12 protein-coding genes are annotated in these 12908 nt (G+C 67.6%); 3 read left to right on the top strand and 9 right to left on the bottom strand.

Features of this window, described 5'->3' with window-relative positions; all coding sequences use genetic code 11:
- Positions 1 to 690: 690 nt before the first annotated feature.
- The gene (locus tag AB0J29_RS06970; RefSeq protein ID WP_364780527.1) at positions 691 to 2247 is read left to right on the top strand and encodes an Hsp70 family protein; all 1557 of its coding nucleotides are present in this window, start codon (positions 691 to 693) and stop codon (positions 2245 to 2247) included.
- A gap of 38 nt (positions 2248 to 2285) precedes the next feature.
- Here AB0J29_RS06970 and tsaD read toward each other — a convergent pair whose 3' ends face one another.
- From tsaD to AB0J29_RS06935, 7 genes are all read right to left on the bottom strand, one after another.
- On the bottom strand, positions 2286 to 3329 hold the full coding sequence (gene tsaD, locus AB0J29_RS06965; RefSeq protein WP_364780524.1) for a tRNA (adenosine(37)-N6)-threonylcarbamoyltransferase complex transferase subunit TsaD: 1044 nt from the start codon (positions 3327 to 3329) through the stop codon (positions 2286 to 2288).
- Entirely contained in the window at positions 3326 to 3832 is a 507-nt protein-coding gene (gene rimI / locus AB0J29_RS06960) for a ribosomal protein S18-alanine N-acetyltransferase (protein WP_364780521.1), read from the bottom strand. Before rimI ends, tsaD begins: the two co-directional genes overlap by 4 nt.
- Positions 3833 to 3939: 107 nt before the next feature.
- Positions 3940 to 4653: a tRNA (adenosine(37)-N6)-threonylcarbamoyltransferase complex dimerization subunit type 1 TsaB gene (gene tsaB, locus AB0J29_RS06955; protein WP_364780518.1), complete on the bottom strand. Its 714-nt coding sequence runs from the start codon at positions 4651 to 4653 to the stop codon at positions 3940 to 3942.
- A 90-nt stretch (positions 4654 to 4743) separates the two neighbouring features.
- Complete coding sequence (gene tsaE / locus AB0J29_RS06950; protein WP_364780513.1) at positions 4744 to 5196, bottom strand: tRNA (adenosine(37)-N6)-threonylcarbamoyltransferase complex ATPase subunit type 1 TsaE; 453 nt, start codon at positions 5194 to 5196, stop codon at positions 4744 to 4746.
- Positions 5189 to 5521, bottom strand: coding sequence for a hypothetical protein (locus AB0J29_RS06945; RefSeq protein ID WP_364780510.1), 333 nt, complete (start codon positions 5519 to 5521; stop codon positions 5189 to 5191). The genes tsaE and AB0J29_RS06945 overlap by 8 nt, the downstream gene beginning before the upstream one ends.
- Positions 5518 to 6657: an alanine racemase gene (gene alr / locus AB0J29_RS06940; protein ID WP_364780507.1), complete on the bottom strand. Its 1140-nt coding sequence runs from the start codon at positions 6655 to 6657 to the stop codon at positions 5518 to 5520. The genes AB0J29_RS06945 and alr overlap by 4 nt, the downstream gene beginning before the upstream one ends.
- Positions 6658 to 6839: 182 nt before the next feature.
- Positions 6840 to 8372, bottom strand: coding sequence for an NAD(P)H-hydrate dehydratase (locus tag AB0J29_RS06935; RefSeq protein ID WP_364780504.1), 1533 nt, complete (start codon positions 8370 to 8372; stop codon positions 6840 to 6842).
- A 107-nt stretch (positions 8373 to 8479) separates the two neighbouring features.
- Here AB0J29_RS06935 and AB0J29_RS06930 point away from each other — a divergent pair, with 107 nt between their 5' ends.
- Complete coding sequence (locus AB0J29_RS06930; RefSeq protein WP_364780501.1) at positions 8480 to 8902, top strand: plastocyanin/azurin family copper-binding protein; 423 nt, start codon at positions 8480 to 8482, stop codon at positions 8900 to 8902.
- 316 nt (positions 8903 to 9218) lie between these two features.
- On the opposite strand, the gene AB0J29_RS06925 is transcribed toward AB0J29_RS06930, so the two are convergent.
- Positions 9219 to 9701, bottom strand: coding sequence for a MarR family transcriptional regulator (locus tag AB0J29_RS06925; RefSeq protein WP_364780498.1), 483 nt, complete (start codon positions 9699 to 9701; stop codon positions 9219 to 9221).
- 139 nt (positions 9702 to 9840) lie between these two features.
- Between AB0J29_RS06925 and AB0J29_RS06920 the strand changes: the two genes are divergently transcribed.
- Positions 9841 to 11025: an MFS transporter gene (locus AB0J29_RS06920; RefSeq protein ID WP_364780495.1), complete on the top strand. Its 1185-nt coding sequence runs from the start codon at positions 9841 to 9843 to the stop codon at positions 11023 to 11025.
- A gap of 1 nt (position 11026) precedes the next feature.
- On the opposite strand, the gene glmS is transcribed toward AB0J29_RS06920, so the two are convergent.
- The gene (gene glmS / locus AB0J29_RS06915) at positions 11027 to 12907 is read right to left on the bottom strand and encodes a glutamine--fructose-6-phosphate transaminase (isomerizing) (protein WP_364780492.1); all 1881 of its coding nucleotides are present in this window, start codon (positions 12905 to 12907) and stop codon (positions 11027 to 11029) included.
- Between the last annotated feature and the right edge of the window lies 1 nt (position 12908).

The following is a 12908-nucleotide window of genomic DNA, read 5'->3' as shown; positions in this document are numbered from 1 at the left end:
TTACGGTCGTCCGGAACTGTTGTCCCGGACCATCGGTATCGGTGTTGTATCGAGCGACCCGCAAGCAGTCGCCGGCGGTCACTCGAACTCGACCCTGCGCATCAGCCCCGTCGTCGCGGGTGCCGGGACCCTTGCTCAGTAGTCGAACTGGCACACGCACATCACACAGTGCCGACTAGCACTCTATACATGAGAGTGCCAGCGCTCAAGGTTGGACTGTGCCAAAACCGTTGGTCCGGGCACGTCGTGTCGTTTTCCGACACGCGTGCGACGCGCCACGCCACAGCGCCTGAGGGCTTCCCAAGACTTCAGCAAATCTGTAACGTTCGGATAACGGATTGTGACAGTATTGACGACGGTCGTGCTCCGCTCGCCGTGTTCGGCCCGAACCGGCGTCGTGGGGGAGCACCGAGCGCCACGAAACACCCAGCGCCACAGAGCAATACCCGCTCCGCAAGAGCAAGATCAGCGTCAGTACCGAGTTCGAACCAGCGTCACAACACCAGCGTTTCCACAAGAAGCTTCACCAGAGGGCAAGACCACACGTGATCCATGGCCGTCCCAGCAACCCATCCGGACAACGGGTCGGCCCGGTCCCGCGTCCGGATCGCTCGCCATCCACGCGAGCAATCCGGCTGTTCATTCGAGATGGTCGGCGACACCATGACCATCCGCTCGAAGGGAGGTGACATGCGAACATCCCTCGGCATATCGGCCGGTAACGAGGTCGTGTGCTCGGCACTGGTCGCGACCGCGTCCAACGGCACGCAGAGTTTCGACTATCGGGTGGTTTCCGCGGACGCGGCCCACTCCGATCTCGGCGATCTCGTCGCGTCCTCGATCGAACTGATGACCACCCAGCTCCCGACCGCGCAGGTCTCCTATGACGTGGCCTTTCCGACGCATCCGGTCGGTGCGCGCTTCGCCGGTGCGACATCGATCGGTGTCGATTCCGCCGCCGGTCGCCGGCCCACGAGCGTCGCGGTCGCCTACCGCAGTAACGAGCAGGCGCAGGTGATCCGGTCGGCCACCGGCAAACAGCGCGATCTGCGGCTGGTGCCGGAAGGTACTGCGGCACTGATGTATTTGCGGCACACCGGACTCGCAGACCGCTACGACACGGTCGCCATCGTCGATCTCGGCGCAACCGGTCTCAGCGTCACCGTCGCCGATCAGGCCGACTCCACCATCCTGCGCACCGAGCGCACCGCGGCGATCAGCGGCAACGCGATCGATGAGCTGATCTATCACCACCTCGTCGATCTGCACTACGCGCGGCGCGGCACCCGACCCAACCGGGGCATGCTGACCAACCGCGGCCGCGCCGCCAAGGAACACCTGTCGATCGCGCCCGCCGTAACCATCGACCATGTCGCGGGGCAGCCGCTCAAGCTGACCAGGGCCGACTTCGAGGAACTGATCTCGGATCTGCTGCGCGAGACCGCCTTCTTCGCCGCCGCGGTCTTCGCGCGGGCGCCCAGATTCCCGCAGGCCGTCATAGTGATCGGCGGCGGGGCCAATATTCCGGCCGTCCTATCCACCCTCGAACGTGAGCTGGACATTCCGGTGCACACCATCGACGATCCGGAGGCGGTGATCGCGAAAGGCGCCGCGCTGGTGGCGGATTCGGTGCAGCCGTCGGTATTCCCGGTGGTCGGCGCCGCGGACGCGCCGGTCGGTACCTTCACCAAGGTCGTCGGCACCCTGGCGGGTGCGATCGTGGTGGTCGGACTGGTCATCGGCTACGGGGTGAATACCTTCGCGCCGACCGGGGACGAAGAGATCTCCCCCGCGGGCACCACCAGCAGTGGCCAACTACCCCCGACGTCGGTGACGGTGGTGCCGCCGACTAGTGCTGGCACTTCGACCACCGGCCCGAACCGGGAGAGCCCCACCCGGCCCTCCGGCGCCGGTATCCCCTCGCTCACCCCGGACCGAAGCCAACCGGCCACCACGACCGCCCCGTCGCCCGCCGGGACCACAACCCCGTCCGCGCCGACACTGCGCCCGGATCCGAACCTGCCGCCGATCCCGTTCCCGGAGTTGCTCGGTCCGCTGTTCGGAAATCCGAATGCACCGGGTCTGGGGTCGTCGGGGCCGGACCGTGGTCCGGCCTCATCTGCGCCGCAGACCACTCCGTTGCAGGTGTTGCCGACGCCTGCGCAATCGCGAATTTCGTTCCCGCCCAGGGTGAATTCGGGGTCGAGTGCAGGGCAGGCCGGGCAGTCGGTCGGGCCGCACGACTGAGAGGTGAAGGCCCCTCGCGGGCGCCCGGTGGATGCGGGTCAGCCGACTTGGCTGACAGAGACTGGGAGGCCGGGGTCGGTGGCGACGGTCAGGGGTGAGGGGGAGGCGCCGCCCGCGATGACATGGGCGCCGAGGGCGGCGATCATGACGCCGTTGTCGGTGCACAGGCGCGGTTTGGGGACGCGAAGGCGCAATCCGGCTGCAGCGCAGCGGTCTTCGGCCATCGAGCGGATTCGGGAGTTGGCGGTGGCGCCGCCGCCGAGGACCAGGGTCTCGACACCGACATCCTGGGCCGCACGCACTGCCTTCATGGTGAGTACGTCGGCGACCGACTCCTGGAAGGATGCCGCGATATCCGGGATAGGCAGTTCGTCGGCGGTGAAGCCATTGCGCTGGGCCGCCTCGACATAGCGGGCGACGGCGGTTTTGAGGCCGGAGAAGGAGAAATCGTAGCGGGGGTCGCGCGGGCCGGTCATGCCTCGGGGAAACGCGATGGCCTTCGGATCGCCGTGTGCCGCAGCCGCATCCAGTGCGGGTCCGCCCGGGAAGCCGAGGCCGAGTAGCCGGGCGACCTTGTCGAAGGCTTCGCCCGCCGCATCGTCGACGGTGCTGCCCAGTTCGACAATCGGCGCGGAAAGATCCGTCACGTGCAGCAGATGCGTGTGCCCACCGGAGACCAGCAGCGCGACGCACGGCGGCATCGGGCCGTGTTCGAGGGTGTCCACCGCGACATGCCCGCCGAGATGGTTCAGGGCGTAGAACGGCACATCCCACGCTGCCGCATAGGCTTTCGCGGCCGCGACGCCGACCAGCAGGGCACCGGCCAGTCCGGGTCCGATGGTCACCGCGAGCGCGTCGGGCTTGCTGATGCCCGCGGCGGCCAGCGCGCGGCGCATCGCGGGCACGATGGCCTCGAGGTGGGCGCGCGAGGCGATCTCCGGAACCACACCGCCGTAGCGGGCGTGCTGTTCGACGCTGGAGGCTACCTCGTCGGCGAGCAGTTCACAGCTACCGTCGGGGTGCCGGCGCACAATGCCGACTCCCGTTTCGTCGCAGGAACTTTCGATACCCATGACGATCACGACAGCACCTCGTTCGGTTGTGCCGTTTCGGCCGGCCGCGGGCCCCAAGCCGGGTTCGCGGCGGTCAGTTCCGGTCGGCGCATGGTGTAGGCGTCGGCGCCGCTGGGATGGTAGTAGTTCTTGCGCAGGCCGATGATGTGGAAGCCATGCTTGGCATAGAGCGCGATGGCGGGGGCGTTATCGGTGCGCACCTCGAGGAAGACCGGCCCGCCGCGCTTTCCGGCTTCGGCGAGCAGCGCCTCCAGCAGTATCGTGCCGACACCGCGGCGATGGCAGCCCGGATCGACGCCGATGGTGTGCACCTCGGCCTCGGGATGTTCGGCATCACCGAGCAGCGCGATACCCGCATAGCCGACCATTCGCCCGGCCTCGTCGCGCGCGACGATATAGCGGTTGTGCGACCCGGCCAGCTCCGAGCGGAAGGACACCGCCTGCCACGGATCGTCCTCCGGGAACAACAACTGCTCGAGTTCGACACAGCGCTCGATATCCACAACGTCCATGGGCTCGATGCGCGGCGTGGGTCTGCTCGGCTCCGGTGGGGAAGACCCCCGCACCCCCTGAGCTGCGGGGCTTGGCCCCGTGGACCTCCGGTCGGACTCCACGGCCGTCACGCTCCCGTCCGGTCGAGCATGCGATAGCTCCGTTCGACCGCGTCCGGTCGGCGCAAGTACAGCGGGATCAACGGTTCCGGTACAGCGCGCGCCAGCAGTTCGGGAGCCGCGACCCGGACCAGACCGGCAGGTGACGGGGTCTCGGCCGGAAGTACCGGCAGGTCGAACAGGTCGACGTGCGATGCGGATCCGGCGATCATGGTGGCCTGCACGGGATCCAGGTCACCGGGCTTGCTCACCTCCGGGCCCGCGATGCGATATCCGTCACGGTAGCGGGCCCAGTACACCTCGCGGCGGCGCGCGTCGGTGACCACGAGCAGTTCGCTCTCGGGTGTGATGCCGGGCAGCAGCGAGGGTTCGAGGACCGCGTCGGCGGCGATCGCGTCGAGGCTGCACACACCGTAGACCGGGACGCCGAGTGCGTCACCGAAGGCGGCGGCGGTCGCCATACCGACCCGGAGTCCGGTGAACGGACCCGGCCCGATGCCGACCACGACCGCCTCGATATCGGCCCTGGAACGATCTGCCTCCGAGAGGCATTCGAGGATTTGCGGGGTGAGCACCTCAGCGTGGGCGCGGGCGTCGACCCGGACGCGAGCGGCGACGGTATGGACCCGCGCCGGGGCGACGGTGCCGGGTGCGACCTGCTCCAGTTCCACCAATCCCGCTGTCACGGCAGGGGTCGCGGTGTCGACGGCTAGTACAAGCATGATTGGCCCAACGATACCGGGTGGTACCCTGCGTGCGGTGCGGAGCTACTCGGTAGTTTCGGCACCCGCACCATCAGCTGTCTCCGCGACCTAACCGACCCATTCCCAGATCGCGGTGCGGACTTCGGAATTCGGTTCGCGCGAGAGCAAAACGTACAGGTGCCGCTCGGCAAGGTGTTCCACGACACCCTTGCCCCACTCCACCACTACGACCGCCTGATGCAGATCGGTGTCGAGATCCAGGGCGTCCAGTTCATCCAGATCGCCGCCGAGTCGGTAGGCGTCCACGTGCACCAGCGGTACCGACGCGGCGCCCTCGCGCTGCCCAGCCCGATGCTGGCGGGCGATGATGAAGGTCGGCGAGCTGACCCGGCCCTGCACGCCGAGGCCCTCCGCGATACCGCGAGTCAGTGCGGTTTTACCGGCGCCGAGCGGTCCGTCGAGTACCACCAGATCACCCGCGCCCAGTCCGGCGGCGAGTTCGCGACCGAACGCCTCGGTGTCGGCGACCGTGGGCAGAATCCGCTGCTGCCGTTCAGCCACCGGCGACCTCCGCGGTTGCTGGGATGTCCTCGATGACTCCCGCGCGCATGAACAGCCGGTCGAGTGCGGCGTCGACGATATGCACGAAGATCACGGTGACCGGTGCGTCGGACGGACCGCATTCCCGGGTGGCAAGGCACACACCGTCTTCGGTGAACACCGCACCGGAGCGATCCGCGTCCAGCAGGTCGACGTTCTCGTCGCGGTACTCGTCGGCGTGGGCGGGCCAGAGCACGCGGGTGCCGATACAGCGCAAGGCATGGGCACCGGCCAGCGCGCCGACCACACCGGCGGTGGCGCGTCCGCCGCGGACGGCTGTTCTCATCGAAATCCCCCTATGTGGCGCCGCAGCACTCGGCCGTGTGGAGCGCACACGATTTCGTAGTGGATCGTGTCGAGCAGATCGGCCCATTCCTGGGCACGCGGTTGGTCCGCGCCGAACAGGATCGCGGTATCGCCCTCGGTGACGCCTGCCGCATTGTCACCGAGATCGACGATGAATTGGTCCATGCAGATGCGGCCGACGTTGGGGCGCAGCTCACCGCCGAGCCACACCGCGAAGCGGTTGCTCATCGAACGCAACACGCCGTCGGCGTATCCGGCGGGGATGAGAGCGACAGTGGTGTCCTGCGGCGCGATCCACTGGTGACCATAGGAGATGCCCTCGCCTTCGGCGACCTGCTTGACCAGGGCGACGCGCGCTTGGAAAGTCATCGCGGGGCGCAGGCCGAACTCGCCGAGTTCCGGGATCGGGGTCAGGCCGTACATCGCGATACCGGGCCGGACCATATCGAATGCCAGATCCGGGCGGGTGAGCGTCGCCGCCGAGTTCGCGAGGTGGACCAGTTCCGGTTCGAGGCCGTGCTCCTTGGCGGCGGCGGTGGCCTCGACGAATCGGTCGCGCTGGATGTCCAGGTAGGGATGTTCCGGCTCGTCGGCGTGGGCGAGGTGGGAGAAGATCGCGCGGAACCGCACCACCTGTTCGTCTACCAGCATGCGCAGGGCTGTGAGCACCGCCGGGTACTCGGGCGACGCGACGCCGTTTCGATTGAGACCGGTGTCGACCTTCAGCGAGACGACGGCGGTCCGGCCGGTGGCACGCGCCGCGGCCTCGACCGCACGCAGGTGTGCCAGCGAGGAGACGCCGATCTCGATATCGTGCTCGATCGCGGCGCCGAAGTCGGCATCGGAATTATTGAGCCAGCACAGGATCGGGGCGGTAATTCCGGCGGTACGCAATTGCACCGCCTCGGCGACCGTGGTGACCCCGAGTTCGGCCGCACCGGCCGCCAGCGCCGCCCGCCCGACCTCGACGGCGCCGTGGTTGTAGCCGTCGGCCTTGACCACCGCCATCACCGCCGCATCCCCCGCATGTGCACGCAGGATCTGCACGTTGTGAGCAATGGCATCCAGATCGATAACCGTCTCCACTTGCGCCTCCACGCTTATTGATCCTGCCATTCGGCATCTGGCTCGCGCGAGGGCATCGGTTCGAACGGGACGGCGGGGTCACTTGGCGGTGCGCCCGAATAGGACACGGATGCCCCCCGACTGCCGCCCTCGAGGAGTGCGGTTGCCGAGATCAGCGCGTCGAGCAGGGGCGTCGACGCGGCAGTTGCGAGTGCGGTCCCGGCCAGTGCACGTCACTTCGCCGCAAGCGTGCGCAAGACGCGGATTGCCGGGCGCAGGTGGTCGAGGAGGGGGGATGCGGAGGTGGGGGCAGCGTAGCGGTGATCTTCGTGGGCCGAGAGGTTGGCAGCCAGGGAGTGGGCACGGGCGGCGGCAGCCGCGGACCAGGCGGGGTCGCGGCCCGCGGCGAGGAGGGCGCCGATAATGCCGGACAAGACGTCACCCGCGCCCGCGGTGGCGGCCCAGGAACCACCCGCTTCGTTGACCAGTACCGGGCAGCCCGGGGTGGCGACGAGGGTGGCGCGGCCTTTGAGCAGGACAGTGAGTTGCCAGGATTCGGCGAGGTCGCGCACGGCGGCTACCCGATCGTGGCCGACCTCTTCCCCGGTCAGGCGGGCGAATTCGCCTGCGTGCGGGGTCAATACGGTGGGGGCGGTGCGGCCGCGGACCAGATCGGGATCGGCGGCCAGCAAGGTCAGGCCATCGGCGTCGACGACAACGGGAAGATCGGTGGCGAGGATTTCGGCGAGTCGCTTGTTGGCGTCGGTGTCGGTGCCCGCGCCGGGACCGAATACCCAGGACTGGACTCGGCCGGTGGACGAGATGGTCTGGGCGGCAATGACTTCGGGGAAATTGTCGAGGACCTCGGCGGCGCCGGTTCCGACGTAGCGGACCATGCCGGAGGTGGCCGCGACGGCGGCGCCGGTGCACAGTACGGCTGCGCCGGGATAGGTCGCGCTGCCCGCGCAGATGCCGGTGACGCCCTGGGTGTATTTGTCGTCGGCGGGTCCCGGGATCGGCCACCGCGCACCGATCTCCGCTGGTTCCAGCGCCGCGAGATTCGGTTCCGGCAGCCGTAAACCGATGGGTACCAACTCGATTCGGCCGCAGTAGGGCGCCGCCAAAGCATGCACCGGCTTATATGCGCCGAAGGTGACCGTGACCTCGGCGCGCACCGCGGGGCCGGTCACCGCGCCGGTATCCGGATCGACTCCGCTCGGCAGGTCCGCGGCGATGATCGGAACACGCAGAGCAGCAACGATTTCCGCGGCCATCGGGCGCAGCGGGCCGCGGCCGGAGATGCCGACGATGCCATCGATCACCAGATCAGGTGCGCCCAAGCCTGTTTCGTCCAGCATCGGTGCGCTGTGGTTCGATCCGGCATCGCCCGCCCCGGCTGAGTTCGCGGCGCCAGCATGCGACACCTGCGCCGCGGTTCGGATCCGACCACCTGCCTTGTGCAGTGCGGCAAGGCCTTTCGCGTGAGCCCGTTCCGGATTCAATAGCACCGCGCTGACGGCGACGCCGCGGCGACGCAGCATCGATCCGGCCCAGAGCACATCACCGCCGTTATCGCCGGAGCCGACGAGCAGCAGCACCGACCTGCCCGCGATGCCGCCGGTCCGGGCGCGCAACTCGCTCGCGACCACCGTCGCCAATCCGTAGGCCGCCCGATGCATCGGCATGCCCTCGGGAACACGGGCGAACAGCTCGGCCTCGGCCGCGCGCACTTCATCGGCGGTGAAATAGTCCCGCTGGTTGGGCATGAAACGCTCGCCTCCACTGCGTCGATCGGGCACTGCGGTTGCGCTGGTACGGGATCGCCATGGGCGCTGCGCGGACCCGTACCGTCAGCAGACTACGCTTGGACGTCATGCCGATGGTGCGCCGCGCGATGTCCATCCGGATCACCACCGGATTCATCCTGGCTGCGATGCTGTTGTCGGCAGGCTGCGGCTCCGGCGACACGAACTCGACCGCCGCATCGACCACTGCGAAGGCCGGTCAGGCGACGACCACCAAGTCCGGCGATTCGAAACCCGCGGCCGTCACCGTCGACGTCACGGATATGAAGTTCTCCCCCGCCGATATCACCGTCAAGGTCGGCGAGACCGTGACCTGGAGGTTCAAGGACTCCGTCCCGCACACCGTCCAGGGCATCGGCGATAAGGCCATGGGCATCAACAGCCCGATCTTCAACAAAGGCGAATGGAGCTACACCTTCTTCGCCCCAGGCACCTATCGCTACCTGTGCTCTCTGCATCCGCAGATGCGCGGCACCGTCACCGTCGAATAGCCGGGCCCGATCAGCGCTCTGCGTCGCGGTCGTGCCCTGCCCGACCTCGACTCATGCCAGGCCGAGTGCGGCTGGTCCATCGCACTGATCGACCCATCCTGAGCAGCACCGGCGAGATTCGGACCATGTGATCAGGCACCACGACGCATCGAGGATGGCACGAAGAGGTCGACGAGGCGCGCCGTGAAGTCGTTGAGCATCGGCGGCACCGCTGGAAACCGTCGAGAATTCCCACGATCGCATCGCGCGCCCACGCGGTCGGCGTCGAGACCGAGCGGCTGGTCATCGAGCTGATCACCCTGCGCCTAATGCGGGGCTACGCCTGCGGAATACGGGTGCCTCGGGCGGCATTGGTGTTCATCGCTTCTACGGCGGCGACAAGGGGGGCCAGTTCGGGGTCGGCGGCGGCCTGGCCCAAGGCGCCGGACAGGGCGGTGTCGTGGGTGGGGCGGGCGCGGGTCAGTAGTTCCAGGCCCGCGGAGGTGACGTCGGTGTAGATGCCGCGGCGGTCGTCGGGGCAGAGGTAGCGCTGTAGCAGGCCCCGATCTTCGAGGCGGGTGACCAAGCGGGTTGTCGCGCTCTGGCTGAGCACCACGGCTTCGGCGACCTGGTTCATCCGCAGGTGTCCACCGGGGCCGTCGTGTTGACGGCTGAGCACGACGAGCAAGGAAAACTCGCGCACGCTCAGCTCGTGACCGGATTGCAAGGCGCGTTCGATATGCGCCTCGATCCGATCGTGCAGCAGCGACAGTGCGTACCAACCATCGGCCAGGCCGGTCAGGGCGGCATCCGCAGTCATGGCGTTCCTTCTGCGTCGGGGCTCGGTCCTCCAGGATAGATGGTTCTCGCAATAGCCCGCGCTTGCAAATAGTAAGCGCCTGCAATTATTGTGGCCGCCTGTAAAGCTCTGGCACAACATCATGTGGAGGCTCGTGCTCATGCCGCTGGCACTACTCGCCCTGACACTCGGGGCCTTCGGAATCGGCACCACCGAATTCGTCGTCGTCGGACTGCTGCCCGACATCGCCGACACCTACGCAGTGTCGATCCCCACCGCTGGCCTGCTGGTCACCGGGTATGCGCTCGGCGTGCTGGTCGGCGCGCCGATCATGACCGGACTCGGCACCCGGATGTCCCGCAAACGCATGCTGCTCGTCAGCTTGTTGCTCCTGGTCGCGGGCAATGCATTGTCCGCGCTTGCACCGACTTTCGGCCTCATGCTGACCGGACGCGTCGTCGCCTCGCTCGCGCACGGCGCCTTCTTCGGCATCGGATCGGTCGTGGCCGGACATCTGGTCAGCCCGGATCGCAAGGCCAGTGCGATCGCGATGATGTTCACCGGGCTCACGGTCGCGACCATCGTCGGCGTGCCGCTGGGCACACTGCTCGGCCAGCAGTTCGGTTGGCGGCTCACCTTCCTGCTCGTCGCGCTGATCGGCCTGGCCGGTCTGGTCGCTGTCGCCGCACTGGTGCCCGAACAACCCACGCCACACGACGCGCGCCTGCGCCACGAACTCGCGGTGCTCACCGATCCACAGGTGCTGCTCGCGATGGCAATGACCGTGCTCGGCTTCGGTGGCGTCTTCGCCGCGATCACCTACCTGGCGCCGATGATGACCGAGGTCACCGGTTATGCGGAAAGTTCGGTCACCTGGCTGCTGGTCCTGTTCGGCATCGGCTTCTTCCTCGGCAACCTGATCGGCGGCAAATTCGCCGACCGACATCTCATGCCGATGCTCTACACCAGCCTCGGCGGCCTCGCGCTGGCGCTCGCGCTGTTCACGCTGACCGCGCACAACAAGGTCGCGGCCGCCGGCACCGTGGTCCTCATCGGCGCCCTCGGCTTCGCGACAGTCCCGCCGCTGCAGAAGCGGGTCCTCGACCAGGCAGGCAACGCGCCGACCCTGGCCTCCGCCCTCAATATCGGCGCCTTCAATCTCGGCAACGCGATCTCCGCCTGGCTCGGCGGCGTCGTCATCGCCGCGGGCTACGGCTACACCTCACCCAACTGGGTGGGCGTCATCCTGGTCGTGAGCGCGCTGGGTCTAGCGGTCCTGTCGGGCAATCTCGAACGTCGCGGTGTCGAAACCGCAAGCGAGACAACCCGGGCCGGACAGGCCTGAGTTATTCGACGGTGACCGACTTCGCCAGGTTGCGCGGCTTATCGATGTCGTACCCGCGTGCCTGAGCCACTTCGGCGGCGAAGATCTGCAGCGGAACGGTCGACAGCAACGGCTGGAAAAGCGTTGGCGCCGAAGGGATCTCGATGAGGTCGTCGGCAAACGGGCGCACCGTATCGTCGCCCTCCTCGGCAATCACGATGGTGCGGGCGCCGCGGGCCTGGATCTCACGGATATTGCTGAGCAGCTTCGAATGCAGAACCGCACGTCCCTTGGGTGAGGGCATGACCACGATCACCGGCAACCCCTGCTCGATCAGCGCGATCGGGCCGTGCTTGAGCTCACCGGCTGCGAAGCCCTCGGCGTGCATATACGCGAGTTCCTTGAGCTTGAGCGCACCTTCCAGCGCCACCGGATACCCCACGTGGCGGCCGAGGAACAGCACGGTCGGCACGTACGCCAGCTCCCTGGCGATCGCGCGCACCTGCGGCGCGGTCTCGAGCACCCGCTGCACCAGGTGCGGCATCGCCTCGAGTTCGGCGAATTCGCGCGCCACCTCATCCGGATACTTGGTGCCGCGGGCCTGCGCCAAGGCCAGCCCGACCAGGTAGTTCGCGGTCACCTGCGCCAAGAACGCCTTGGTGGAGGCGACACCGATCTCCGGCCCGGTTCTGGTGTAGAGCACCGCATCGGACTCGCGCGGAATCTGCGCGCCATTGGTATTGCAGATGGCGAGCACGCGCGCCTTCTGCTCCTTCGCGTGCCGCACCGCTTCGAGCGTGTCGGCGGTCTCGCCCGACTGCGAGATCGCCACCACCAGCGTCGACCGATCCAGAACCGGGTCGCGGTATCGGAATTCGCTGGCCAGTTCGACCTCGACGGGCAACCGAGTCCAGTGCTCGATCGCGTACTTGGCCAATAGTCCGGCGTGATAGGAACTGCCGCAGGCGACGACGAATATCTTGTCGAAGTCGCGCAGTTCCTGATCGGCGAGGCGCTGCTCGTCCAGCACGATCCGGCCACCGGCCTCGTCGTGGGTGAAGTGGCCGATCAGCGTGTCCGCGACACCGGCGGGCTGCTCCTCGATCTCCTTCAGCATGAAGAAGTCGTGCCCGCCCTTCTCGGCGGCGGCCAGATCCCAGTCGATGGTGAACGGCCGGGTCCGCGCCAGTCCGTCATTGCCCGCGAAATCGGTGACCGTATAGCTGTCGGCGGTGATTACGACGGCCTGGTCCTGGCCGAGTTCGACGGCCTCACGGGTGTGCTCGATGAATGCGGTGACATCGGAGGCGATAAACATCTCGCCCCTGCCGACACCGACGACCAGCGGCGTCGAGCGACGCGCCGCGACAATGATGTCCGGATGGTCGGCATGGGTGAAGACCAGCGTGAACGCACCCTCCAGCCGACGCAGCACGGCCAGCGCGCTCGCCGCGAAATCACCCGCGGTCGGGCCGTCGGCGTATGCGCGCGCCACCAGGTGCACGGCGACCTCGGTGTCGGTATCGCTGCCCAACTCGACCCCGGCGTCTTCGATTTCCCGACGCAGCGGGGCGAAGTTCTCGATGATGCCGTTGTGCACAACGGCCACCTTGTTGGTGGTGTCGCGGTGCGGATGGGCGTTGCGGTCGGTCGGCGCACCGTGCGTGGCCCATCGGGTGTGCCCCATGCCGGTGGTGCCCGCGAAGTGATCGGTCCCGATTTCGGCGAGTTCGGCCTCGAGATTGGCCAGTTTGCCCGCCTTGCGTTCCACCGCCAACACGCCCGCGCCATCCAGGATCGCGACGCCCGCCGAGTCGTATCCGCGATATTCCATGCGGCGCAACGCGTCAACGACAACACCGAGGGCATCCCGGTACCCGACGTACCCCACGATTCCGCACATG

The organism is Nocardia sp. NPDC049707, from assembly GCF_040674855.1.
GTDB lineage: Bacteria > Actinomycetota > Actinomycetes > Mycobacteriales > Mycobacteriaceae > Nocardia.
The sequence above is the reverse complement of the archived record's forward strand: the minus strand, read 5'-3'. Positions and strand labels throughout refer to the sequence as shown.